General features: G+C 62.8%; 26 protein-coding genes. 18 read left to right on the plus strand and 8 right to left on the minus strand.

Annotation, left to right across the window (positions count from 1 at the left end; all coding sequences use genetic code 11):
• Positions 1 to 23: 23 nt before the first annotated feature.
• Both ACO2Q4_RS14465 and ACO2Q4_RS14470 read left to right on the plus strand, forming a co-directional pair.
• Positions 24 to 356 (plus strand): hypothetical protein, encoded by a 333-nt coding sequence (locus ACO2Q4_RS14465; protein ID WP_423320119.1) that lies wholly within the window; start codon positions 24 to 26, stop codon positions 354 to 356.
• Positions 349 to 810: a hypothetical protein gene (locus tag ACO2Q4_RS14470; RefSeq protein ID WP_423320121.1), complete on the plus strand. Its 462-nt coding sequence runs from the start codon at positions 349 to 351 to the stop codon at positions 808 to 810. The genes ACO2Q4_RS14465 and ACO2Q4_RS14470 overlap by 8 nt, the downstream gene beginning before the upstream one ends.
• Here the strand turns inward: ACO2Q4_RS14470 and ACO2Q4_RS14475 are convergent.
• The gene (locus tag ACO2Q4_RS14475) at positions 807 to 986 is read right to left on the minus strand and encodes a hypothetical protein (RefSeq protein ID WP_423320123.1); all 180 of its coding nucleotides are present in this window, start codon (positions 984 to 986) and stop codon (positions 807 to 809) included. The genes ACO2Q4_RS14470 and ACO2Q4_RS14475 overlap by 4 nt on opposite strands.
• A gap of 61 nt (positions 987 to 1,047) precedes the next feature.
• Here ACO2Q4_RS14475 and ACO2Q4_RS14480 point away from each other — a divergent pair, with 61 nt between their 5' ends.
• From ACO2Q4_RS14480 to ACO2Q4_RS14495, 4 genes are all read left to right on the plus strand, one after another.
• Positions 1,048 to 1,281, plus strand: coding sequence for a hypothetical protein (locus ACO2Q4_RS14480; RefSeq protein WP_423320125.1), 234 nt, complete (start codon positions 1,048 to 1,050; stop codon positions 1,279 to 1,281).
• Positions 1,281 to 2,111, plus strand: a complete 831-nt coding sequence (locus ACO2Q4_RS14485) for a hypothetical protein (protein ID WP_423320127.1) — start codon at positions 1,281 to 1,283, stop codon at positions 2,109 to 2,111. The genes ACO2Q4_RS14480 and ACO2Q4_RS14485 overlap by 1 nt, the downstream gene beginning before the upstream one ends.
• A 189-nt stretch (positions 2,112 to 2,300) precedes the next feature.
• On the plus strand, positions 2,301 to 3,029 hold the full coding sequence (locus ACO2Q4_RS14490; protein ID WP_423320129.1) for a peptidoglycan recognition protein family protein: 729 nt from the start codon (positions 2,301 to 2,303) through the stop codon (positions 3,027 to 3,029).
• Positions 3,030 to 3,060: 31 nt separating this feature from the next.
• On the plus strand, positions 3,061 to 3,603 hold the full coding sequence (locus tag ACO2Q4_RS14495; RefSeq protein ID WP_423320131.1) for a hypothetical protein: 543 nt from the start codon (positions 3,061 to 3,063) through the stop codon (positions 3,601 to 3,603).
• Between the two features lie 363 nt (positions 3,604 to 3,966).
• Here the strand turns inward: ACO2Q4_RS14495 and ACO2Q4_RS14500 are convergent, their stop codons facing one another.
• On the minus strand, positions 3,967 to 5,562 hold the full coding sequence (locus ACO2Q4_RS14500; protein ID WP_423320133.1) for a hypothetical protein: 1,596 nt from the start codon (positions 5,560 to 5,562) through the stop codon (positions 3,967 to 3,969).
• Between the two features lie 228 nt (positions 5,563 to 5,790).
• Between ACO2Q4_RS14500 and ACO2Q4_RS14505 the strand changes: the two genes are divergently transcribed.
• Positions 5,791 to 6,246 (plus strand): helix-turn-helix domain-containing protein, encoded by a 456-nt coding sequence (locus ACO2Q4_RS14505; RefSeq protein ID WP_423320135.1) that lies wholly within the window; start codon positions 5,791 to 5,793, stop codon positions 6,244 to 6,246.
• Between the two features lie 82 nt (positions 6,247 to 6,328).
• Here the strand turns inward: ACO2Q4_RS14505 and ACO2Q4_RS14510 are convergent, their stop codons facing one another.
• Together ACO2Q4_RS14510 and ACO2Q4_RS14515 are read right to left on the minus strand one after the other, a co-directional pair.
• Positions 6,329 to 6,649, minus strand: a complete 321-nt coding sequence (locus ACO2Q4_RS14510; protein WP_423320137.1) for a hypothetical protein — start codon at positions 6,647 to 6,649, stop codon at positions 6,329 to 6,331.
• Between the two features lie 365 nt (positions 6,650 to 7,014).
• Positions 7,015 to 7,233, minus strand: coding sequence for a sigma factor (locus ACO2Q4_RS14515; protein WP_423320139.1), 219 nt, complete (start codon positions 7,231 to 7,233; stop codon positions 7,015 to 7,017).
• Positions 7,234 to 7,368: 135 nt separating this feature from the next.
• Here ACO2Q4_RS14515 and ACO2Q4_RS14520 point away from each other — a divergent pair, with 135 nt between their 5' ends.
• The 5 genes from ACO2Q4_RS14520 to ACO2Q4_RS14540 all read left to right on the plus strand — a co-directional run bounded on the left by ACO2Q4_RS14520 (position 7,369) and on the right by ACO2Q4_RS14540 (position 9,064).
• A complete protein-coding gene (locus tag ACO2Q4_RS14520) occupies positions 7,369 to 7,686 on the plus strand; it encodes a hypothetical protein (RefSeq protein ID WP_423320141.1) in 318 nt (105 codons plus the stop codon).
• 43 nt (positions 7,687 to 7,729) lie between these two features.
• Positions 7,730 to 8,311, plus strand: coding sequence for an SOS response-associated peptidase (locus ACO2Q4_RS14525; protein WP_423320143.1), 582 nt, complete (start codon positions 7,730 to 7,732; stop codon positions 8,309 to 8,311).
• On the plus strand, positions 8,311 to 8,559 hold the full coding sequence (locus ACO2Q4_RS14530) for a hypothetical protein (protein WP_423320146.1): 249 nt from the start codon (positions 8,311 to 8,313) through the stop codon (positions 8,557 to 8,559). Before ACO2Q4_RS14525 ends, ACO2Q4_RS14530 begins: the two co-directional genes overlap by 1 nt.
• A complete protein-coding gene (locus tag ACO2Q4_RS14535; protein WP_423320149.1) occupies positions 8,556 to 8,786 on the plus strand; it encodes a hypothetical protein in 231 nt (76 codons plus the stop codon). Before ACO2Q4_RS14530 ends, ACO2Q4_RS14535 begins: the two co-directional genes overlap by 4 nt.
• Before the next feature lie 89 nt (positions 8,787 to 8,875).
• A complete protein-coding gene (locus ACO2Q4_RS14540; RefSeq protein ID WP_423320152.1) occupies positions 8,876 to 9,064 on the plus strand; it encodes a hypothetical protein in 189 nt (62 codons plus the stop codon).
• A gap of 131 nt (positions 9,065 to 9,195) precedes the next feature.
• On the opposite strand, the gene ACO2Q4_RS14545 is transcribed toward ACO2Q4_RS14540, so the two are convergent.
• The 3 genes from ACO2Q4_RS14545 to ACO2Q4_RS14555 all read right to left on the minus strand — a co-directional run bounded on the left by ACO2Q4_RS14545 (position 9,196) and on the right by ACO2Q4_RS14555 (position 11,652).
• Positions 9,196 to 9,498 (minus strand): hypothetical protein, encoded by a 303-nt coding sequence (locus tag ACO2Q4_RS14545; RefSeq protein WP_423320154.1) that lies wholly within the window; start codon positions 9,496 to 9,498, stop codon positions 9,196 to 9,198.
• A gap of 150 nt (positions 9,499 to 9,648) precedes the next feature.
• Entirely contained in the window at positions 9,649 to 10,851 is a 1,203-nt protein-coding gene (locus ACO2Q4_RS14550) for a tyrosine-type recombinase/integrase (protein ID WP_423320156.1), read from the minus strand.
• A 186-nt stretch (positions 10,852 to 11,037) separates the two neighbouring features.
• Positions 11,038 to 11,652 carry a TetR/AcrR family transcriptional regulator gene (locus tag ACO2Q4_RS14555; RefSeq protein WP_423320159.1) on the minus strand — a complete coding sequence of 205 codons (615 nt, stop codon included), beginning with the start codon at positions 11,650 to 11,652 and terminating at the stop codon, positions 11,038 to 11,040.
• A gap of 464 nt (positions 11,653 to 12,116) precedes the next feature.
• On the opposite strand from ACO2Q4_RS14555, the gene ACO2Q4_RS14560 reads away from it, so the two are divergent.
• Positions 12,117 to 12,992, plus strand: a complete 876-nt coding sequence (locus ACO2Q4_RS14560) for a hypothetical protein (protein ID WP_311760814.1) — start codon at positions 12,117 to 12,119, stop codon at positions 12,990 to 12,992.
• Positions 12,993 to 13,019: 27 nt separating this feature from the next.
• Here ACO2Q4_RS14560 and ACO2Q4_RS14565 read toward each other — a convergent pair whose 3' ends face one another.
• Entirely contained in the window at positions 13,020 to 13,271 is a 252-nt protein-coding gene (locus tag ACO2Q4_RS14565; RefSeq protein WP_311760813.1) for a DUF2312 domain-containing protein, read from the minus strand.
• Between the two features lie 94 nt (positions 13,272 to 13,365).
• Between ACO2Q4_RS14565 and ACO2Q4_RS14570 the strand changes: the two genes are divergently transcribed.
• The 5 genes from ACO2Q4_RS14570 (at position 13,366) to ACO2Q4_RS14590 (ending at position 17,558) form a co-directional block, all read left to right on the plus strand.
• Positions 13,366 to 13,590: a hypothetical protein gene (locus ACO2Q4_RS14570; RefSeq protein WP_423320164.1), complete on the plus strand. Its 225-nt coding sequence runs from the start codon at positions 13,366 to 13,368 to the stop codon at positions 13,588 to 13,590.
• 1 nt (position 13,591) lies between these two features.
• Positions 13,592 to 14,041 carry a D-aminoacyl-tRNA deacylase gene (gene dtd / locus ACO2Q4_RS14575; RefSeq protein WP_395135164.1) on the plus strand — a complete coding sequence of 150 codons (450 nt, stop codon included), beginning with the start codon at positions 13,592 to 13,594 and terminating at the stop codon, positions 14,039 to 14,041.
• A 229-nt stretch (positions 14,042 to 14,270) separates the two neighbouring features.
• Positions 14,271 to 15,713: a DEAD/DEAH box helicase gene (locus ACO2Q4_RS14580; protein ID WP_390908622.1), complete on the plus strand. Its 1,443-nt coding sequence runs from the start codon at positions 14,271 to 14,273 to the stop codon at positions 15,711 to 15,713.
• A 73-nt stretch (positions 15,714 to 15,786) separates the two neighbouring features.
• Positions 15,787 to 16,362: a thymidine kinase gene (locus ACO2Q4_RS14585; protein ID WP_423320315.1), complete on the plus strand. Its 576-nt coding sequence runs from the start codon at positions 15,787 to 15,789 to the stop codon at positions 16,360 to 16,362.
• Positions 16,362 to 17,558 (plus strand): cytochrome b/b6 domain-containing protein, encoded by a 1,197-nt coding sequence (locus tag ACO2Q4_RS14590; protein ID WP_423320167.1) that lies wholly within the window; start codon positions 16,362 to 16,364, stop codon positions 17,556 to 17,558. Before ACO2Q4_RS14585 ends, ACO2Q4_RS14590 begins: the two co-directional genes overlap by 1 nt.
• Positions 17,559 to 17,598 lie beyond the last annotated feature (40 nt).

A 17,598-nucleotide genomic window follows, 5' to 3' on the forward strand; every position in this document is an offset into this window, starting at 1 on the left:
GCAGATTTAACAAAGGCAACCACATGGAAGGTGACCCCAACCTCTGGCGCTCGATAGCGGGCGCGAGATCGCCGGAGGTATGGATCGCGCTCTTCGCGGGCGTGCTCTACGTCTATCGGAAATCCCCTCACCAGTCGCGGGTCAGCCGCGTCATCGAGGCGGGGATCAGTGGCATGATCGGATATTCGATCGGCCCGGACGCCGCAGCATGGGCGGGCGCCAACGAGGCGTTCGCCGTCATCCTGCTTTCATCGCTCGGCTACCTTGGCCTCGACGTGCTGACCTCGGTCGTTGCCGACCGGGCGGTGCTTCGGGAAATCATCATCAGACGGTTAGGAGGCGGAAAGAATGGGTGACCTTGCCCACCTTCGCGAGACCTTCAAACGCCAAAGCACCCCCGGATCCTTGGTCCTGATCATGTGCGCCGCAGTCGTCTTCGGGCCGCGCGCCTGGGACACTTTCCGGGGTGAGCCTTGGATCGACAACCACCTGCTCATCGCCCAGAACAGCGGCGGCGGGATCGTGGTGGAGGATCAGACCAAGACGAATGCGCCGGTCCATGGCCTGCGCTTCACCTCGGCCGAGGCTGAGGACGGCACGGTCATCTGCAGCACGGAGCATTCCGACATCTGGCTTGGCGAGAACAAGCGCTTCTGGCGCTTGTCGGCCTTCATCGGGTGCGAACAGCCGGTAGAGCCTTATCGGGTGTGCTCGCGCTTCTCGATCCGCTCGGAAAGCGACAGGCGGCGCAGCTATGGCCCCTTCTGTTCGGCCATGACCAAGCCCTTCGACGACGCGCCGCCAGGCTAGCGCGTCAGCCCTTCAAGCGCCTCAACGACGTCGTCATAGCTGGCCGCCACCTTTGGCGACAGCTCCTGCTGGCGCCGATAGAACGCCAGCCATTTCGGCAGTTCTTCCATCGGATATGTCCCCGACCAGTATTTGCCGGTGATGGTGAAGGTCGTTTCGGTGCGCGTCGCTTTCATGTCCGGCGTTCTGCGCCGCAAGGCCGGGCGTGTTCAACCCCCTTCAATTGGAGAAATCTCAATGCCCGCCTATACCGCGACCGAGAGCTGGTCCGCGCAAATCGCCGTGCAAGAGGGCGACATCATCCAGAACGGCGGCTCCAGCCTCGTGCGTGTCTGCGCCGCCGATCCCGCATCCGACGATGACGCGATCGACCTCACGAGCAAAAAGGCCGTGAAGATCAGCGCCGCCGGGAACGTGCGGATCCGGTGCGTGTCCGGAAACGCCCGCGTGAAGATTGTCAGGGGGCTCTGATGTTCCTGCTGGACGATCTTTTCGTGGAGGGTCTGGCGGCGGGCGCTGGCGGCGCGCCCACTGCGCCCCGGCCAGTCCTTCAGAATGGCGACCCAGCGTCGTTCTCGGCCCACAGCCTGCTTGCCAATCCCCTCGGATATTGCGCCGCGATGTGGTCGATCGGCCTGCACGTCAACTATCTCGGGTTCTCGAATATCGAAGAACGCTGGAACAGCGAAGGCGTCGACCGGACCGCCGCGCCGACCAAGACGCTGTGGGTGACGGACTTCGCCGACTTTGACACCGGGGCATGGCTTCCCAATAGCGCCGAAGGGATCAGGGCGCTGCAATACCATTACTGGTTCGCCCTGACCGCGCAGGCGAACGGCGCGGAAAGCTATGTGCTCTATCCGCCCTGGGCGACCGAGAACATGGATGCGAGCTTCGATCCGCCGCTGCTGGAAACCTATGAGTTCAACGCGCGCTGGCTCGCCGCGCGGCCGGAAATCACGATCCCGGTCTACTGGTTCCCGACGCCGGTCATCGTGCGGGCCTTCCGCGACCGCTACGCGGGACAGGGGAGCATCTATCAGGACGGCCTGCACCTGAAGAACGACACCGACGCCGCACCGGGCCAGTTCTGCCAGGTCGCTCTGGGGCACGCCTTCTGGGTGATGCTGACCGGCCAACGGCACGACACGACCGTGCTAGACCCCGAGGCGGTGGCCCTGATCGATATCGCCTGTTCCGCGGTCGAGGATTACGCCTGCACGGGATTCGGCGGATCGATCCATGTCACCCCGTGGGCCGGTGCCGATCCCCTGCCCGATCCCGCGCCGCTTCCGGATTAATTACGCAGACGCTCCCGCGCGCAAAATCCTCGACGGCCGAGCGGAGTTCCTACTCTCACGCCCGGCCTAACCGCCACCCGCATTCGGACGCGCGGATTGCGGCTGGCCCGCAACCTAAACATCCACTCGCACAAAACAACCCTGACGCCCCGCCATCGTGCGGGGCTTTCCTTTTATGGAGCATCCGCGATGGATCGCATCATCCTGCACTGGACGGCGGGCACGAACTCCGTGTCTGATCTGGACCGCAAACATTATCACTTCATCATCGATGGCTCGGGCGTCGTCTGCGAGGGCGACCACTCGCCCGAAGACAACACGGGCAGGCTGGTCGACGGCTCCTATGCCGCCCACACCCTGAACTGCAACACCGGCTCGATCGGCATTTCGCTCTGCGGCATGGCGCGCGCGGTCGAGGCGCCCTTCTCGGCCGGGCCATGGCCGATCAAAGAAGCGCAACTGAAGGCGCTGGCGAACCTCTGCGCCAAGCTCTGCAAGCAGAACGGCATCCCGCTCAGCCGCAGCACGGTGCTGAGCCATGCAGAGGTCCAACCCACCTTGAAGATCGCCCAGCGCGGCAAATGGGACATCGCTTGGCTGCCCGGCATGGACAAGCCCGGCGATCCGGTTCTGGTCGGCGACGAGATCCGCGACCGCATCGCGGACGCGATGGGGATCGTGGTCCCCGATGGGCAGCTTTCCCCTGCCCCGACGATCCGGCCCACGATCCGGCGCGGCGACGTCGGCAGTCCGGTCACCGACATGCAGCGCCGCCTTGAGGCCTATGGCTATGACATCACCCCCGACAGCATCTTCGGTCGCCTGACCGAAGCCGCCGTCAAGCAATTCCAGCGCAGCAGAGGGCTGACGGCCGACGGGATCGTCGGACCGAACACCTGGTCCCGACTGCTGGCCTGACCCCCTTCCCTCGCAAAAGGATCTGAGGATCATGATGATGACGCTTTTCTATCTGGCCTTCGTGGCCCTTACCGTCGCTGCGCTTCTGTGGTGGGCGATCCGCGAGCCCGGCGCTCGTCTTCTGGCCGCCCTACTGATGGCGCTGATGGTGGTGCCGCTGCCTGTGTTCGCCGGCGCGGTCGACGAGTTCATGGCTGCCGCGTCGCCGCACCTTAACCAGGTGATCGGCCTCGCGCTTACAGCGATCATCGGCGTGGTCGCCAAGGTCGCCAGCAAGAAATGGGGCATCGAGATTGAGGCAAACCAGCGCGAGGCCCTTCACTGGGCGCTTAGCACTGGCGCGCAGTTGGCCCTGAAGCACGAGTTGACCGGCCGGGCCGCCATCGACCTCATAATCACCTATGCCAAGCGCAGCGTCCCGGATGCCATTGGCGGGTTGAAACCATCGGCCGAGGTGCTGACTGACCTTGCACAAGCCAAGCTCGAACAGGCCGCGGCCGAGAAGCTGAAGAACCTGACGACCGTCGGCGTCGACCAGTTGGCCGATGCACTCAAGCGCGCCGCCGGATCATAACGATATCGGATTTCCGATTTCGCACCGCCTTGTCGGTCGAGGATCCGAAACCAACGCCCCCGCCTCGGTCATCCCGAGGCGGGGGCCTTTTTGCGTTTCAGGATTCGGACGTCTTTTGCTCTGCGTCGATCTGCGCAACTAGGTCTTCGAACACCGCTTCGACCCCCCCGTCCCTTCGGTCGGCGAGCGGTGCGCCGATGGCAGCGTGCCATTGGTTCACCTAACGGCATTAGGAGGGGACGCGTAAGTGAGAAGTAGCCAATGGAACAGGTAAAGTCTATCTCGCCGATCGCCCCTTGGGACGGTGGCTGGAAGCAGGTGAAAAGGAGTGCGACCCCGACGAATTCGTGAGAGCGGCTGATCTCAACCTGTCTGTGTCGAATTCGTCTGGTTGGGCCATTTCGGATCCAGACTGGCAAGCGCCCGCATCATTGACTCGGTCAGGTCGGGATGGAATTGGCGGAAGGCCACGTCCTGCGGCATCCGCTTCGCAAGGCCGGGGGCGATCTGGTCGGCCAGCGCAAGGCGCTGGCGGGCCTCGGCCAGTCGTCCCAAAGCCGCCAACGCCGCGGCTGCGGCCAGTTGCACATGCGCAATGCCTGGCGCCTCGACCGCCCGGATTTCTTCAAGCGCTTGTTCGTGACGGCCATGGGCGAAGTGGTAAAGGAACAGGCCCATGCGGAATTGTCCGCTCAGCAGCGTGCTTCGGGCATAGGCTTCCTCCAGCAACGGAATGCCGGCGTCCCAGTTCTTGCGCGAAGCCAGACGAAAGCCCAGTTCGGCCATCAGTTCGGGGTCATTGGGGTTCAGCGCGCGGGCAGCCCCGAGGGTCTGCAGGCTGTCCACCTGCCGGCCCATGAACCATTCCGCTATGGCGCGGGCGTGATAGGCGCGGCTGGAGCTTGGGGCCAGGCGGATCGCCTTGCGCGCCAGGTCCAGCGCACGTTCCAGCGGATCGGGACAATCGTCCCCAAGATCATAGCTGAAACGGGCGGCGTTCGAATACAGCATCGACAGACAGGCATGAGCCGCGACGAAGCCGGGATCGGCATCAATCGTCGCTTCCAGATCACGGCGCAGCGGCTCGAAGCGCTTGGGGTCCAAGGATCGCCAGTAGTCGTGGAAGTCCAGCAGCTTCTGATAGCCCGCAAAGTGGCGTGGACCGCTGCCGGACGAATCCCTTGCCTGGCTGTCCATGATCCCGTCCCGCAGCGCAAGCACACTGGCGACCTGTCCCGCGACTTCTGCGCACAGGCTGACGACCTGCGATGGGTCGCAGCTGCCTTCGATCTCGCGCTGGAGCGTCTGCACCCAGATGAAGCGCCCGTCCTCGTTTCGCTTCATCAGGATCTCGGCAATCAGCGCGTGCTTCGAAATGGTAACGGTACCAGACAGCCGATAGTCGATCTCCAACCCTTCGGAAGTCTCTCTGCCGCTGCCAGAACGGGCCGAGCGGTCGGAGGTGTCGAAGCCATAGACGAAAAGCTCAGTAAAGCGCGTCAGGGCAGAAATGACCTGACGGGTCAGCGTCCGCCCGATCTGTTGATGCGTCTCGCTGTCTCCCTCCTGCTCGAACGGTTCGACCAGAATCCGCGGGCCATATTCATGCAGGGGCTTCTGCCCGGGCGCCACGGGCTCCGGCGCGGGCGGCAGGGCCTGCGCCTGCTGTTGGAACACCGGCACATAGCTGCCCTTTGGCATTGTTATGATGACGTCCGAACCCTCCCCGTGCTTCAGGTGATAATTGTCCAGGGCGCGCCGAAGTCGACCCGCCTCGATCCGCACGATCGAGTCCTGCATCGGGTCGAAATCCTCGCTACGGCCAAAGACCAGCGTGGCGATGCTGTAGGCCTTGATACGTTCGGCCCGCCCGGCCAGCGCCTCTTCGACGACGTGGCGTAGAAAGCGGCGATTGCGTTCAGAAGTCTCGAAGTCTGGGGAAGCCAGGATGCGGTCCACGGCCGCCCGGATTTCCTTTCGCGAAACACGTCTGGCAGACAAAGTTCCCATTGCCTCCGCACAAGCACCTTGGCGTACCAAAGCGAAACTACATGCCAGTCGTCAGCAGCTTAGCTGCGAGTCACTCCGCTGCACAACCACAAACCTCGAATCTGTCTGAATGCCGCGATACGGACCAGAATCTTCTATACCGCCTTCGCGAATCCTGACCAGAACAGCAGAGTTATTATGAAGAAGGTTTCGTCTATCAATCTTGCGGATCGGCTACAGGCCGCAAGTCGTCTGAATGTCCTGCAACTTGCGGAGAAACTCGGCAGCATCAGCGAGGCTTGCCGCCAACTGGGGGTAGACCGCCGAAGTTTCTATACTTGGCGAACACGCCACCGGACTGAGGGTTTTGAGGGGCTGATAGATCGTCTCCCAATTCACAGATCCCATCCCCAGACCACGCCGGAACCTGTGGTCGAACGAATCAAGGAGCTAGCGTTGATGTATCCTGAACATGGCTGCAACCGTCACGAAAAGACTTTGGCCCACGAGGGTATCAAGATCTCTGCAAATGCCGTTCAGAGGATCCTGAACAGGGCCGGGCTTGGATCGAGGAAAGCCCGGTCGCAGGCTTCCGCCGGGGCGGCGGCTCGCAATCAACAGGACACAGACAAAGCTCGTTCCGGACGAAAGTAGTCATTCCCGCCGAGATCGTCACCAGACGCCTCTGGCAAGGCTTGGGCGCCCATCAGTCGGCTCTGGCAAGAAACATCGACCACTATTGACGGCTGCCCGAGGGCCCGAACTCAGGCAGCAGAAATGCCGCCCATGCATCCATCATCGGTCGTCGGCTCTCGAGCAGGTCTGCATTCCGATCACCCTCTGCTGAATCGGCCTTGCCCGGTTGATACGCAAGAGCCGAATCCACCAGGTAGCGGGGCCAGCGGTCGCGCACGGCCCAGCCTTTGAAAATCGAATGCCAGTTTTGGCAGGGGACGCTGACGCGTAGATGCTTGTGTGCCGAAGCCAGGGCCTCAGCGGACAGCGGCTTGTCTCTCATTCCGGAAAACACTGTTTCAGCGCGCCTTTCGTGATCCAACAGAACCCTCATGGGTTTGGTGATAGGCACAAGCTGTCGGCGGTTCCCGTTCAATTTTGAAGGCGGCAACTCTATTACATCGCCCTGAACATTCTCCCAACGAAGTTCTCGCGCCTGGCTCGTGCGACAAGCGCCAAGAGCCATGAACGCCAACGCTGCACTGGCTTGGCTGATGTTACGCCTGGTCCAAATTTCATGGAACGCCGCAGGCGCGCCTGCGAGTCCTATCGAGATTAGGTTTTTCACTTACTGTGCCGTTCCCCGAGCCGCATTGTTGATATTGCCGCCAACTCGGGCGGGTCGGGCGCTTGGCCTGGTGGTGAGAATAGCGTCGCTCTGGCCAATGTCTTTAGCTCACGTTTGGATCATAGGGTGCGGGTTTTGCCCAACACCTCGCAGGCCAACATGTCAGTGATGAAGACGAGCCAGTTCTCAATGCCGAACCGAGGATCGAACTGATCCACATGATCGATTGCCCAGGTCAAAGTCGAAGCGACGAGGTCTTCGGCCCTTTCCTCGTCAAGCTGAAACCCCCTCGCGTGCTTCAGCAGTCCGGGCACGCACGCCAATACACTCTCGTCCATCGGGCAACCCTCCCATACCTCCGACGCGCTGACGGCCGGAAAACGCAGAATTGTGGTCCGGGTTCCCATCGCTCGGCATCGACTCTCGGCCCTCGTCGGTCTAGTTTGTTCTTGTCTTGTTCTCGCTGCTCGCCCATGCCCCCGAACCGTTTTTCCTCGAACCCCTTCCGTAACCCGATGCTCTATCAGCAGGCGGAGAAAGGGATGTTGCTCACGGTCCGATGCACGATGTGCAAGCGCAAGGCGCGGTACTGGGCGACGGACCTGATGAAGGTGGTCGGGCCGTATCATCAGGCGCACCTTCCTCCCTTCAAGTGCGGCCAGTGTAAGACCTCGGAATATCTCGACATCCAATGGAGCCTGCCGAGCGCGAAGGAACTGGCCGAAGGCTTGACCGTCCGGCGCCCGGTTCGTCAGATTACGAAATGGATCTGGCAAAACGAAAAGACCTGACCGCATGTGCAATCTCTACCACAGCAGCACTCCTCAGGAATTGATGCGCCGGCTGTTCTCGCGCCTTTCGGATCGCGCGGTGAACCTGGAACCGGGGGACATCTATCCCGACCGCCTGGCGCCAATCATCCGGCACGGTGAGGGCGAAGGCTGGGATCTGGTCAAGGCGCGCTGGGGCATGCCGTCGCCGCCGCAGTTCCACAGCAAGAGCGGCCGGGACAGCGGGGTGACAAACATCCGCAATGTCGCCAGCCCGCACTGGCGACGCTGGCTGGGGCCAGAGCACCGCTGCCTGGTGCCGGTCGATCGGTTCAGCGAGCCGGGCGCGGACAAGCGCCCGGCCTGGTTTGCACCTGTCGACGGAGCGCCGATGTTTTTCGCGGGCATCGAAACGCGCGGCTGGACCAGCATCCGCAAGATCAAGGATGGCGAAACCGTCGATGATCTTTTCGGCTTCCTAACCTGCGCCCCCAATGCCGAGGTTGGCGCGATCCATCCCAAGGCCATGCCCGTGATCCTGCGGACACCGGGCGAATGGGAAGCCTGGATGTACGCGCCGTGGGAGATTGCGCGGACGCTCCAGCGTCCATTGCCCGATGGCGCGCTGCAGCAGGTTGGCCCGTAATGCACCGCCGTTGGACGATCCGTCCCGTAAGCTACGAGGAAAGGGTGGGCTCCTTCCGAATTGTCAACGATGCCGATGGAATGGGGAAGGCCCTGATCGAGTACTGTGATCCCGGGTCCGTAACCTTCAACCTGGCTGCTCAAGCACTGCTTGACCTCTCGGCCGACCGGGGCGATCCCGAGGACGCGCGGGATGCCTTCATCGCGGCTTTGGAGGACGCAGGCGTGTTCGTGAGAGGAGTGGCGTGAAAGGGCCTCGTCGCCTTGACGCCTATCCTGATCGCCTTCTCGATTGCGAAGAGGCGCTGGAAGATGAACTGGCGGCACTGATCGGCCGAGCCTGCGCCGCCGGCTGGTCCCGCCCGGAAACACTCGCCGCCCTCATATCGCTTTGCGAGAACACACAGCTGGGCGACGACGCCGACCCGATCCTGAGCGCGCTGATCGGCAGAGGCGCGGGCGGCAATCGGTCATGAGCAGAAGGACGACATCGCGGGCCAAGCAAGACGAGCGCTCCTTTCCCGTGCGCATCCTCATTTATGTCCCTGGGTCGGGTTTCGGGAAGATGCTGGACGAGATGCATGCGTGGCTGTTGCACCATGCAGGTCAGGAAGGCTACGCAATCCATGGCGCGGGCATGGCCGGGATCCGGGACGTCATGGCGGTCTACCTTATGCATCCGATCCTCGCGGCCGAGTTCTTCGAGCAATTCCCGTCGCTGGAACTGATCGACGGCCAGGGCGGAACGGCCTGACCAATTCGACAGGTTGGCGGTTTCAAAAATCGGGTGCAACCTGCTGGTGTGTGATGATGCACTATTGACGATGGCCTCGGTCGTCAGGGGGGTCGGCCCAAAATAGGGCCGGCCTTCTCCTTTGAGAGCCGTCAGTCTTCCTCCAAATCTTTCAACTCGGCAGAGCATTGATTGAAGACCTCGGTCTCGAAAGAGCCGAGGTCTTCTCTCCTAATCGCGTCGAACATGGCCCTTTCCGTCTGCATGGCATTTGCCATCGCCTGGCATGCGGGCTGATCCGGCTGATTATTACAGGAGGCCTGCACCTCCTCAAAAGCCAGCGACCAGAACACGCCCATTCGGTAACCCGCGCTCAAAGCGTCGCAGGAAACGGTCGCGGCTGCGGCCTGAGACACCCCTAGCCCCGCAACGGCAAATATCTGGATCGCTCGCATATGCCACCTCCCTTTGATCGCAGGATAGTGGGCGGATCAGCACCGGTGCAATCTCCCCTGGCGTGTATATTTACGCCGCGACAGCCCACCAATCTTGGGTGGTCTATGCGCGAAATGGTCCTCCGGCGTCAGAACTGACGGATGCGTCGGTCACCCCGACTTTCTGGAGGAGCCGAGCTGGAGAACATTCTGCGCCGCCTTACCAGTGACAAAGGCGGCCCAGGCTTCCATGACAGGTCGGCGCCGATCAAGAAGATCCGAGCGTGCATAGGCACGCTCGGTCTTGCCGCCGATAATGTGGTTCAAGATCGTTTCTGAAACTTCCCAACTGCACGCGTCCGTATCCTGCACCCAAGTGCGGAAACTGGTACGGAAGCCATGCGGCCTGCCGACCTCCCCCAGTGCCGTTAACCTGTTCTCAATGCCAGAGTTGGAAGGACGCCTTCCCGGACCGGTTTCGAACAGAAAAGTAGTGGCCCCTTCACTCGCCAGCTCGGCGACGGCCAGGGCCTCAGCAGAAAGCGGCACACGGAAATCCTTGGTCGTCCGCTTGCGCCCTTTGACGCGTTCGGCTGGCACGGTCCAAACGCCGTCAGCAATTTCGCGCCGCGTCACCCCTTGGCAACCGTCCATTCGCACGAGGGTCAGGATCATGAAGCGCAGACAAAGATCGATCGGCGTGTCGCCCAAGCGCGCATACAAATCCGGAAGGTCTTGCCAGGGTGTGCTGGGGATAGCGACCTCTACGTGATGCACGTCGCCCAGAATGCGCCTGGCGGCTTCGGCCTCGAAGCCGTCGCACGGAAAGCCCATTAGCTTCCCTTCGTTCAAGATCTTGCGGGTCCGATTGAACGCCTTCACGGCGGTCGGGTGCTTCTTCCGCCAGATTGGCTTTAGGGCTGCAGCAATCTCGATCCTAGTCACATCCGACACCCGCTTCTTGCCTATGGCCGGGATGATGTGGGTGTCGAGGGGACTGCGCCACCTGCCTGCCCTGCCATCCCCCTTCAGGCTGTCCCTGATGGCGTCGAACACGGTGTCCGTCAGTTCTGCGAATGTTGGGTCCTTCTTGTCGCGTTCAGCGGCCTCGGCGGCCCTCTGCGCCTCCCGAGCGCTGATGGGATCGCTCCCGGCCGCAAGCTTAACTGCCCATGCGTCGCGCATCTTGCGCGCCTCTGCCAGCGTGACGGTTGGCCAGTTCCCTAACCCCATCTCGCGACGCTTTCCCAAGTGAGAAAATCGGAAGACCCATTTTCCCGTAGACCCGGTCTTCACCAACGCGAGGCCACCACCATCGAAATGCTTTCCGTCAGCAGCGGTCTTGAGCTTGAGAGCGGTAAGCTTGTCCTTCATTCCAGTCCCCCAGCTGGTCCCCCAACTGGTCCCCCAGCGTCCCCCAGGCTGCCCTGATAACAGCAGAGGCACTCTGCGACATTCGTTGGTGAATATCCAACGTTTATTAGGGGATAGCTAGACGTGATGGATAGCTATGCGACGCAATCCCGGTTCATATAACCGGCACCAAAAATCCTCGAACCGTTATTGCTTGCGAAGGATCTTTCGCACGAAGGTGTGCAGCATCTTCCGCACGGCCTCGCGCTCGGTCATGCCGGGCAGCCATCGGCCAAGGTCGCCCACCAGCATTTTGGTGATCGCGCCAAAGGCAAAGGTGTGCGCGGTCGACACCAGCAGTTCCAGATCCTCGTCCTTGTCCAGCAGCCCCATGTCGCAGGCGCGTCCCAGCATCCGCTGCATCAATTCATGGATCGCGGTTTCATAGCGCATGAGTTCGCCGTTCTGGCGAAACTCGGTGTCGGGCATCGAACCGATGATGCTTGCCTCGCGCGGGTGCAGATAGGCCCATTCGACATAGACATCGGCCAGCATCTCGAACTGGGTGATCGGGTCGCTGTCCGTGACGCCCGCCATGACGCGCACGAATTGGTCATGCAGCCGCATCAGGGCGTTCTGTGCCATTGCACCTAGCAGTGCATTCTCATCCGGGAACAGGTCGAGCAGGCCGCCCCGATCAATCCCCAGTTCATCCTCGACCATCCCGATCGAGGGAATCGCGCCATGCCGAGACAGAAGTCCGGTAAACGCCTCAACCGCGTCGGAATACAGATTGCCGCCTGGACGACCTGGGTATCGCATCCTTGTTGCTCCTCTACCGGCACCGGAATCACGGTGCCGGTCAGATTTTTCAGAATCGGGTGGGCAAAATCAGAATACCCGGGCGAGCGCCACCACAACGCTCGCCCGGCTAAGTCAGTACAAGTTACAAAACAACCACTTAACGGAAACAACGATACTTGCCACCTACTGGCTACCGTATCGCATGGATCCTCAGCCGGCGGTAGTTGTCCCTTTGGGCAACCATTCTCGGGCAAGCCTATACTTTCAGACAGCATTTCATGGAAAAACCGACCGAATCAACACTGCGGTGATCGGCTTGACCGAAACGGCGGAACACCGCTTGGCCAGTCCCGGCAGGTGCCCGCCCGCCTCGAAATGCGCGTTGGCGGGTTCCGGCGACATCTGCGCGCAGGTGGTTTTCCTGCCCGGATTTGGTCGCTAGTGTGCGCCGACACGACCAGACGATCAGGAGTTCTCGATACATGCAGGTGGTCTATCACTGCGGGGCGCATGGCACCGATCTGTACCGCATGGTCAAGACGCTCATGCAGAATCGCGACTGGCTTCTGGCGAATGGTGTCGAATCCCTGACCCCCGCCAAGCACCGCGACGTCTTCAACGAGGCCCTGAAGGCATTGGACGGCGGCCCCGCCACCCCCGAGGTCGAGCAGGTGCTGCTGGACGCCATACTGGAAACCGACCACCCCCGGCGCCTGATCTTCAGCACGCCGACCTTCCTGGGCAAGGCAGAGCGCGCGATTTCCGTGGACGGTCTTTATTACAACGCCGCGGAAAAGCTGGCGGCGCTTGCGAACCTGTTCCCCAGCGCCGATGTCGAGATCTATCTGGCGCTGAAGAACCCGGCCACGCTTCTGCCCTTTGTGTTTTCGCAGGACGCAACCGGCACCTATGAGCAGGTCATGGCCGCGATCCCGCCCGAGTCCCTTCGCTGGGCCCCCGCGATCCGGCGCATCAGGGCTGCGCTGCCCGACCAGCGGCTGGTGCTGTGGTGCCACGAAGACACCTCGCTGATCTGGCCCGAAGTGGTGCGAAACATCGCGACCATGCCCAGCGATGTGCCGCTGCGCGCCGGGCTGCAGGTTCTGGGCGACATCATGCGTCCCGAGGGGATCGAAATGATCCGCGAAGAGATGTCGCGCGAAACGCGCCTGACCGTGGAAAAGCGTCGCGCCATCTTTGCCGCCGCGCTGGCCCGCCACGCCTTGCCCGAACAGATGGAGATCGAGGTGAACCTGCCGGGCTGGACGCAGGACCTCGTCAACCAGATCACCGATCTTTATGACGAGGATGTCGCCGAGATCGCGGCGATGCCAGGCGTCGAATTCATCATGCCCTGATGAAAAAGGGGGCCTTCGCCCCCTGCTTCAGACCATGCCGAGCGCGGCCTTGTACATTTCAAGGATCGCCTCTTCCTCGGCGATGTCGTCCTTGTCGCGCTTGCGCAGCGCGATCACCTTGCGCATGACCTTGGTGTCATAACCGCGCGCCTTCGCCTCGGCCATCAGCTCTTTCTGGCGCTCGGCCACGTCCTTCTTTTCCGCATCGAGCTGCTCGAATTGCTCGATGAACTGGCGCAGCTCGCCCGCCGCGACGCCATAGGTGTTGTCGTCACTCATGTCCGCTCCTTTGTCTTTGGCTGCGGTCTAGGCGGTCTTGCAGGCTTGTGCAATCGCCGCTAGTCCCCGAGCAGATGAAGGACGGAGTGGGCCAATGACGATCTGGGACGGGCTGATCTGGGGCGGAACTGTTCTGACGGTGGCAGGGCTGGCCGCGCTGTGCTGGTGCATCCTGACCGCGGCGCGCGCCAGAAAGCTGGGCAATGACGACGCCATGCGCAGCGTCATGCGCAAGGTGGTCGCCGTGAACATGGCGGCTCTTGCAGCCTCGGTCTTCGGGCTGATGTTCGTCATTCTTGGCATCGCGCTGGGCAATTGACATGCGCGCGCTGATCCAAAGGGTTCAAGAGGCCGAGGTCAGGGTCGACGGCGACAGCATCGGGCGCATCGGAAGCGGGCTGCTGGTGCTGGTTTGCGCCATGCAGGGCGATCCCGACGATGCCCCGGAAAAGCTGGCCGCGCGTGTCGCGAAACTGCGTATCTTCCGCGACGAAGCTGGCAAGATGAACCGATCGGTCACGGATATCGGGGGCGCGGCGCTGGTCGTCAGCCAGTTCACTTTGGCCGCCGATACCCGCACCGGCAACCGCCCCGGTTTCTCAACAGCCGAGGCGCCCGCGCGCGGCGAGGCGCTGTACCTGCGCTTTGCCGATGCCCTGCGCGCGCTTGGCCTGCCCGTGGAAACCGGGAGCTTCGGCGCGGACATGAAGGTGTCGCTGGTTAACGACGGACCGGTGACGATCTGGATGGATACCACCGACCGCGCTTGACTTTTACGGCCCGCGCCCTCATGTGCAGACCGTTGCCGGGCGCTGCCGCGTGAGCAGCCGACGTCAGATTGCGTCAGGCCGGCCCAATTTTCCAGTTTCCCATTCACGCGGGGAGGCATGCGGGTTCCGTATCGCACCCGCCCCTCGCAACCGCCGCAGTCCCGGATCAACCGGCTCGCGGCCCCGTGCCATATGCGCCGATACGCGGGCAATATGGCTGAAAGATGACATGACCAACGAAACTCCGCGCCCGAACCGTTCGGGCAAGCCCCGTTTTCAGGGCGACCACAAACCGCGCGGCGAACAGGGCGCCAAGCCGCAATTCCGCGGCGGCAACGCCAAGCCGACGACCAACCACCGCCGCCACCGCGAAGAGCCGGAAGAGAAGTTCATCCGCCGCGCGATCCCCGATATCGACACGCCCTTTACCCGCATGGGGATTGATGCGCGCGTCGCGGTGAACCTGCCCCCGATGGGGATCGAGGCCCCCTCGCCCATCCAGGAAAAATCCATCCCCGGCATCGTCGCCGGTCGTGACCTGCTGGGCCTTGCCCAGACCGGCACTGGAAAGACGGCGGCCTTCGGCCTGCCGATGCTGACGCGACTGCTGAATATCGGCCGCAAGCCCGAGCCCAAAACCTGCCGCGCGCTGATCCTTGCCCCGACCCGGGAACTGGCGACCCAGATCGCTGAAAACATCGACGCCTATGCTGCCGGCACGGCGATCCGGCAGTTCCGCGTTGTCGGCGGTGCCTCGATCAACGTCCAGACCATGCGCATGGAGCGTGGCGTCGACGTTCTGATCGCCACCCCCGGCCGCCTGATCGACCTGATCGAGCGCGGCGCCGTCGATCTGTCGCAGACCAAGTATCTGGTGCTGGACGAGGCCGACCAGATGCTGGACATCGGCTTCATCCACGCGCTGCGCCGCATCGCCAAGATGTTGCCGCGCGACCGTCAGACGCTGCTTTTCTCGGCCACCATGCCGAAGCTGATGGAAGAGCTTGCCGAAAGCTATCTGAGCGACCCGCTGAAGGTCGCGGTGAACCCTCCGGGGCAGGCAGCGGCCAAGATCGATCAGGGCGTCCACTTCGTCACGCAGGGTGACAAGGCGACGCTGCTGGCCGAATACCTGGGCAAGCACCGTGACGAACTGGCCATTGTTTTCGGTCGCACCAAGCATGGCTGCGAAAAGCTGTCCAAGCTGCTTGAAAAATGGGGCTTCAAGGTCGCCTCGATCCACGGCAACAAATCGCAGGGCCAACGTGAACGGGCGCTGTCCGGCTTCCGCGCCGGCGAGACCAAGGTGCTGGTCGCGACCGACGTGGCCGCCCGCGGGATCGACATCCCCGAGGTCGCGCATATCTACAACTATGACTTACCGAACGTGCCGGAGAACTACGTCCACCGCATCGGCCGCACCGCGCGCGCCGGTCGTGATGGTCGGGCCATCGCCTTCTGCGCCCCGGCCGAGATCGGAGAGCTTCGCGCCATCGAAAAGGCGATGAAGTCGCAGATCCCCGTCGTCGGTGGCGAGGTGCCGTTCGAGGCCAGCAAGATCCGCGAACGTGGCGGCCCCGCCGGTCGTCCGGGCAACAACAATGCCCAGGGCGCGCGCAAGCGTCCCGCCCGCCGCCCCTCGCGCGCGCCGAAATCGGTTCAGCGCGACTAAAGATTGCGTGAGCCGCCGCGCCCCTGTGCGCGGCGGCTTGCGGCCCTTGTCCGGCCAAGGCTATCTGCCCGCCATGGCCAAGCTTTATTTCCATTACTCGACGATGAATGCAGGCAAGAGCACGCTTTTGCTGCAGGCGTCCTACAACTATCGCGAACGCGGGATGCAGACGCTGCTGCTGACCGCCGCGCTTGACGATCGTGCCGGCGCGGGTGTCATCGCCAGCCGGATCGGCATCGCTGAGCCCGCCACCGCCTTTACCCCCAGGACAGATCTTTTCGCCCTGATCTCGGAGCAGGGTCGTGATTGCGCCTGCGTCTTCGTCGACGAGGCCCAGTTCCTGACCGAGGATCAGGTCTGGCAACTGGCGCGCGTCGCGGATGATCTTGGCCTGCCGGTGATGTGCTACGGCCTGCGCGTCGACTTCCGCGGCCAGTTGTTCCCCGGATCGGCCGCCCTGCTGGCCTGGGCCGACGATATGCGCGAAGTCCGCACAATCTGCCATTGCGGGCGCAAGGCCACCATGGTCGTGCGCCAGGATGACCGGGGCCGTGTCCTGCGCCAGGGGGCGCAGGTCCAGATCGGCGGCAATGAAACCTATGTGTCGCTCTGCCGCCGCCACTGGCGCGAAGCAGTGGGAGAAATCTGATGGACGCCCGAAACTCGACCCGCGCTTATGGCGGGATCGCCCGCCTGTTCCACTGGACCGTGGCCGCCCTTATTCTTGCCGCCATTGCCCTGGGACTCTACGCGGGCAACCTGCCGCGGGGAAACGAGGCACAGTTGCAGGCGATCTTTGCCGCCTTTTCCTGGCATAAGACCGTCGGCGTCGCAGCGCTGCTGCTGGCCTTGCTGCGTATCCTGTGGACGCTGACGCAGCGCAAGCCGCGCCCGCTGCATCCCGGCCGCAGGCTAGAACTTTTCGTCGCCGAGGCCGTCCATTGGGCCCTGTGGATCGGCATGGTCATCATGCCCATGACCGGCTGGTTGCTGCACTCCGCCGCCCCCGGCGGCTTTTCCCGCATCCTGTGGCCCCTGGGACAGCGCCTGCCTTTTGTCCCCCAGGATGCCGCGCTGTCGGAACGGTTCGCGCATTTCCATTCGACTGGCTGGTGGGTGCTGGCGGGGCTGATCGTGCTGCATGTCGCTGGCGCCTTGAAGCACGCGTTCATCGACCGGGATGGTACCCTGTCGCGGATGGCTGGCGATCCCGCGAAGGCACCCGAACCACCGGTAAGCCAGGTCAGCACACTGCCCCATGTGTTGGCAGCGATTGCGGCGATTGTCATCTGGATCGGCACCGCAATCATTGCTGCCAGCGGGCCCGAGACCGCGGTGCCCGTCGCTGCGACATCACAGCCTGCCGCGGGATGGGCCGTCGAACAGGGCGCTCTAGGGATCGAGGTCGCGCAGGGTGGATCGCCCATTTCCGGCCAGTTCGGGTCCTGGCAAGCCGCAATCGACTATGACCCCGACGCCCGTGGCGGGCATGTCGCGGTCAAGATCGACATCACCTCGCTGTCCCTGGGCGCGGTCAGCGACAATGCCAAAGGCCCCGACTTCCTGAATGCCGCCCAGTTCCCCACGGCCGAGTTCAAGGCAGACATCCTGCCACCGGCAACCGAGGGCGGCCCGCATCTCGCGCGCGGAACACTGAGTATCGCGGGAAAATCCGTCCCGGCGGAACTGCCCTTCTCGCTTGAGATCGCGGGCAAGGAGGCCAAGGCCAAGGGCGAGATGAAGATCGACCGCCGCGATTTCGGGATCGGCGCGGGCTATGCCGACGAGAGCACGGTGGGCTTTCCGGTCACCATCCGCTTTGATCTGACGGCGAAGCGACAGTAGGAAAAAGGAAGGGCCGCCCGAAGGGCGGCCCTTTTTTAGG

The organism is Paracoccus sp. KR1-242, from assembly GCF_049446195.1.
GTDB classification, from domain to species: domain Bacteria; phylum Pseudomonadota; class Alphaproteobacteria; order Rhodobacterales; family Rhodobacteraceae; genus Paracoccus; species Paracoccus broussonetiae.

Excerpts from the sequence above, each read along its gene's own strand:
- ACO2Q4_RS14465 (WP_423320119.1), top strand. The coding sequence starts at position 24 with ATGGAAGGTGACCCCAACCTCTGGCGCTCGATAGCGGGCGCGAGATCG.
- ACO2Q4_RS14470 (WP_423320121.1), top strand. The coding sequence starts at position 349 with ATGGGTGACCTTGCCCACCTTCGCGAGACCTTCAAACGCCAAAGCACC.
- ACO2Q4_RS14475 (WP_423320123.1), bottom strand. The coding sequence starts at position 986 with ATGAAAGCGACGCGCACCGAAACGACCTTCACCATCACCGGCAAATAC.
- ACO2Q4_RS14480 (WP_423320125.1), top strand. The coding sequence starts at position 1,048 with ATGCCCGCCTATACCGCGACCGAGAGCTGGTCCGCGCAAATCGCCGTG.
- ACO2Q4_RS14485 (WP_423320127.1), top strand. The coding sequence starts at position 1,281 with ATGTTCCTGCTGGACGATCTTTTCGTGGAGGGTCTGGCGGCGGGCGCT.
- ACO2Q4_RS14490 (WP_423320129.1), top strand. The coding sequence starts at position 2,301 with ATGGATCGCATCATCCTGCACTGGACGGCGGGCACGAACTCCGTGTCT.
- ACO2Q4_RS14495 (WP_423320131.1), top strand. The coding sequence starts at position 3,061 with ATGATGATGACGCTTTTCTATCTGGCCTTCGTGGCCCTTACCGTCGCT.
- ACO2Q4_RS14505 (WP_423320135.1), top strand. The coding sequence starts at position 5,791 with ATGAAGAAGGTTTCGTCTATCAATCTTGCGGATCGGCTACAGGCCGCA.
- ACO2Q4_RS14515 (WP_423320139.1), bottom strand. The coding sequence starts at position 7,233 with ATGGACGAGAGTGTATTGGCGTGCGTGCCCGGACTGCTGAAGCACGCG.
- ACO2Q4_RS14520 (WP_423320141.1), top strand. The coding sequence starts at position 7,369 with ATGCCCCCGAACCGTTTTTCCTCGAACCCCTTCCGTAACCCGATGCTC.
- ACO2Q4_RS14525 (WP_423320143.1), top strand. The coding sequence starts at position 7,730 with ATGCGCCGGCTGTTCTCGCGCCTTTCGGATCGCGCGGTGAACCTGGAA.
- ACO2Q4_RS14530 (WP_423320146.1), top strand. The coding sequence starts at position 8,311 with ATGCACCGCCGTTGGACGATCCGTCCCGTAAGCTACGAGGAAAGGGTG.
- ACO2Q4_RS14540 (WP_423320152.1), top strand. The coding sequence starts at position 8,876 with ATGCTGGACGAGATGCATGCGTGGCTGTTGCACCATGCAGGTCAGGAA.
- ACO2Q4_RS14545 (WP_423320154.1), bottom strand. The coding sequence starts at position 9,498 with ATGCGAGCGATCCAGATATTTGCCGTTGCGGGGCTAGGGGTGTCTCAG.
- ACO2Q4_RS14550 (WP_423320156.1), bottom strand. The coding sequence starts at position 10,851 with ATGAAGGACAAGCTTACCGCTCTCAAGCTCAAGACCGCTGCTGACGGA.
- ACO2Q4_RS14555 (WP_423320159.1), bottom strand. The coding sequence starts at position 11,652 with ATGCGATACCCAGGTCGTCCAGGCGGCAATCTGTATTCCGACGCGGTT.
- ACO2Q4_RS14560 (WP_311760814.1), top strand. The coding sequence starts at position 12,117 with ATGCAGGTGGTCTATCACTGCGGGGCGCATGGCACCGATCTGTACCGC.
- ACO2Q4_RS14565 (WP_311760813.1), bottom strand. The coding sequence starts at position 13,271 with ATGAGTGACGACAACACCTATGGCGTCGCGGCGGGCGAGCTGCGCCAG.
- ACO2Q4_RS14570 (WP_423320164.1), top strand. The coding sequence starts at position 13,366 with ATGACGATCTGGGACGGGCTGATCTGGGGCGGAACTGTTCTGACGGTG.
- dtd (WP_395135164.1), top strand. The coding sequence starts at position 13,592 with ATGCGCGCGCTGATCCAAAGGGTTCAAGAGGCCGAGGTCAGGGTCGAC.
- ACO2Q4_RS14580 (WP_390908622.1), top strand. The coding sequence starts at position 14,271 with ATGACCAACGAAACTCCGCGCCCGAACCGTTCGGGCAAGCCCCGTTTT.
- ACO2Q4_RS14585 (WP_423320315.1), top strand. The coding sequence starts at position 15,787 with ATGGCCAAGCTTTATTTCCATTACTCGACGATGAATGCAGGCAAGAGC.
- ACO2Q4_RS14590 (WP_423320167.1), top strand. The coding sequence starts at position 16,362 with ATGGACGCCCGAAACTCGACCCGCGCTTATGGCGGGATCGCCCGCCTG.